The organism is Herbaspirillum sp. B65, from assembly GCF_000333555.1.
Lineage (GTDB): Bacteria > Pseudomonadota > Gammaproteobacteria > Burkholderiales > Burkholderiaceae_D > Herbaspirillum > Herbaspirillum rubrisubalbicans.
The window spans coordinates 1-2995 of the sequence record NZ_BADI01000195.1 but is presented as its reverse complement, the minus strand read 5'-3'; the positions used below and the strand labels follow the sequence as shown (position 1 = coordinate 2995).

The window sequence follows — 2995 nt, the reverse complement described above, 5'->3', positions numbered from 1 at the left end:
CAGGTATCGCCCAGGGAGGCTCCAGCGCCAGATGCTCCGGCTGGATTACGCCATCATCGGCGAACAGGCGCGCGCGTTCCAGCACGTTGCGCAACTCCCGGATATTGCCGGGCCAGTCGTAGTTGAGCAGACTGGCCATGGCCTGGGGCGAGACTTGCAGCCGCTGCTGGGGCGCGCCATTGCCCCGCTGCAGCAGGGATTGCACCAACAAGGCGATATCATCGCGGCGCTCGCGCAAGGCCGGCAGGTGAATCGGGAAGGCGCTGATCCGGTAGTAAAGGTCTTGCCGGAACTGGGCATTAGCCACCATCTTCTGCAGTGGTTTGTGGGTGGCCGCCACCAGGCGGAAGTCGGCCTGCTGGGTATCGACCGCGCCCACCCGGCGGTAAGTGCCGGATTCAATCAGGCGCAACAGCTTCACCTGCATCCCCAGCGGCACATCCCCGATTTCATCGAGGAATAGCGTGCCGCCCTTGGCCGTCTCCACCAGCCCGGCCTTGCGCACGTGGGCGCCAGTAAAGGCGCCCTTTTCATAGCCGAATAATTCACTTTCAAACAGTGTCTCGGTCAGGCCCGAGCAGTCCAGCACCACGAAAGGCCCGCGCGCGTGGGCACTGGCCTCATGCACGGCGCGGGCGAACAGTTCCTTGCCCGTGCCGGACTCCCCCAGCAGCAAGACCGGCAGTTCCGATGCTGCCACCCGTTGCAACTCCCCCAGCGCACGATTGAAGGCCGCCGACTTGCCCACCAATCCCTGGCGGCTGGCCTGCACCGAGGCATGGCGCACGGTCTGCAGGCGTTCGACGAATCCGACCACGCGATGCTGTTCATCGATGATGGGGCGCAATTCCACGTCCACATGCTCCGGGCCGCGCGGGGTGTGATGGATATGCAGCACCCGTNNCNGGGCCTNGGTGGGTCAAGGCACTTTGCAAGGGGCAGTGCTCGCCGGCCTGGTCACAGGGCACTTGGTAGTGATGCGACATGGCATAGCACTTGTGACCGATGTAGGGCTTGCCCGCCGTGGCGAACTGGCGCTTGTAGGCGGTATTGGCGGCCAGGATTTCGTACTGGGTATTCATCACGATCATGGGCGTGGCCTCGTGATCGAGATACGAAATCAGCGCCTGCACCTGAAAGGCCTGGAGCACATCGGGAAGAGACTGCATGAACAAGCTCGCTTTCACCAAAAGGATGCTGGTTAGCAACATGACATAGAGATCACGGCCATCTCCGTTCTTTCTGCCAATTGGCAGTATGCCACTGCCAATTGGCACTGTCACTGGCAGAAAAATCTTATCGCTCACCATGAGCGACAGATATTTTCCTTCTATATATCAATGACTTATAGGCCACTGCGTGACTGGCACAGGTTTTGATAGGGATCACACCAGTGACATAGACAGAGGAAGAAAGCATGGACAACCTGCACATCGAAGGTCATTTCGATCCCGCCACCAGTACGGTGAGCTACATCGTGCTTGATCGCGCCACCGGGCAATGCGCACTGCTCGATAGTGTGCTGGACTACGATCCCAAGTCCGGTCGCACCTCCACCACCAGCGCCGATCTGTTGATCCAGCGCGTCAACGACCTGGGGGCCACGGTCCAGTGGATCCTGGAAACCCATGCCCACGCCGACCACCTGTCGGCCGCGCCTTATCTCAAGCGCAAGCTGGGCGGGTGCATTGCCATCGGCGAACACATCCGCCAGGTGCAGGACGTGTTCGGTACGCTCTTCAATGCCGGCGCGCAATTCGAGCATGACGGCAGCCAGTTCGACCATCTCTTCGTCGATGGCGAGCGCTTCCAGATCGGCAATCTCAAGGCCAGGGTCATGCATACGCCCGGCCACACCCCGGCCTGCATTACCTATGTCGTGGAAGAAGGCGCGCAGGTCGCAGCCTTCGTGGGCGACACCCTGTTCATGCCCGACTACGGCACGGCCCGCTGCGACTTCCCCGGTGGCAATGCCCGCACCCTGTTCCACTCGATCAATGATGTGTTGAGCCTGCCAGCGCATACCCGCCTCTACCTGTGCCACGACTACCAGCCCAATGGCCGCGCCCTGCAATTCGTGACCACCGTGGCCGAGCAGCGCCAAAGCAACGTCCACGTGCGCGACGGCATCAGTGAAGAAGAATTCGTGGCCATGCGCAGCGCCCGTGACGCCACCCTGGCCATGCCGGTACTGCTGCTGCCTTCGGTGCAGGTCAACATGCGCGCCGGGCAATTGCCTCCGGCCGAAGCCAATGGCGTGCGCTACCTGAAGATCCCCTTGAACACTGTCTGATTTCACAACCCGAAGGAGCCATCATGAAATGCAATGTAGGCGGCATGGACCGCATCTTGAGAATCGTCGTCGGCATCGTGCTGGTGATCCTGGCCGCGACCGGCACCGTGGGTTGGTGGGGCTGGCTGGGTCTCATTGCTCTGGGTACCGGGCTATTCCGCTTTTGTCCGCTCTATCCGCTGCTGGGTATCAGCAGTTGCCCGGCAAGGGAAAAGTGAAAGAAGTGAATGAAGTAACCCACCACTGACGGTGCCGGGACGCCGTCAGTGGTGGCGCAGGTCAACCGAGGAGACATTCCATGCACATCAAGCCACTGACGGCCAAGCTGTCCGTCTCGGCCCAGCTCATGCCTGCCGATATGGCAGCCATTGCCCACGCCGGGTTCAAATCCATCATCTGCAATCGTCCGGACGGGGAAGCCGGCGATCAACCCAGTTTCCGTGAAATCGAGCAAGCGGCCCAGACCATGGGCATCCAGGCCCGCTACCTGCCGGTCAAGCCCGGTCAGGTGGACGATGACCAGGCCGCCGAGTTCGACCGCCTGCTCGACCAGTTGCCCGCACCGGTGCTGGCCTATTGCCGCAGCGGGATGCGCAGTACCAGCTTGTGGGGCCTGTCCCAGGCGGGGCGCCTGGGCCAGCGCGATATCCTCACCCGCGCCAGCCAGGCCGGCTATGACCTCAGCGCACTGGTGCGGCGGCT

The 2995-nt window shown here is 61.9% G+C and carries 3 protein-coding genes and 1 pseudogene; 3 read left to right on the top strand and 1 reads right to left on the bottom strand.

Annotated features, from left to right (window positions below; all coding sequences use genetic code 11):
• A pseudogene (locus I5W_RS04995) lies at positions 1-1169 on the bottom strand (sigma-54 interaction domain-containing protein); the annotation flags it as partial.
• Positions 1170-1417: 248 nt separating this feature from the next.
• On the opposite strand from I5W_RS04995, the gene I5W_RS04990 reads away from it, so the two are divergent.
• The 3 genes from I5W_RS04990 to I5W_RS04980 form a co-directional block, all read left to right on the top strand.
• Complete coding sequence (locus tag I5W_RS04990) at positions 1418-2293, top strand: MBL fold metallo-hydrolase (protein WP_044528415.1); 876 nt, start codon at positions 1418-1420, stop codon at positions 2291-2293.
• Positions 2294-2316: 23 nt separating this feature from the next.
• On the top strand, positions 2317-2511 hold the full coding sequence (locus I5W_RS04985) for a YgaP family membrane protein (protein WP_044528414.1): 195 nt from the start codon (positions 2317-2319) through the stop codon (positions 2509-2511).
• 80 nt (positions 2512-2591) lie between these two features.
• A partial coding sequence (locus I5W_RS04980; RefSeq protein ID WP_044528413.1) for a TIGR01244 family sulfur transferase occupies positions 2592-2995 on the top strand: 404 nt, incomplete at its 3' end.

Bases quoted from the DNA above. Each gene is read 5' to 3' on its own strand.
- I5W_RS04990 (WP_044528415.1), top strand. From the start codon at position 1,418: ATGGACAACCTGCACATCGAAGGTCATTTCGATCCCGCCACCAGTACG.
- I5W_RS04985 (WP_044528414.1), top strand. From the start codon at position 2,317: ATGAAATGCAATGTAGGCGGCATGGACCGCATCTTGAGAATCGTCGTC.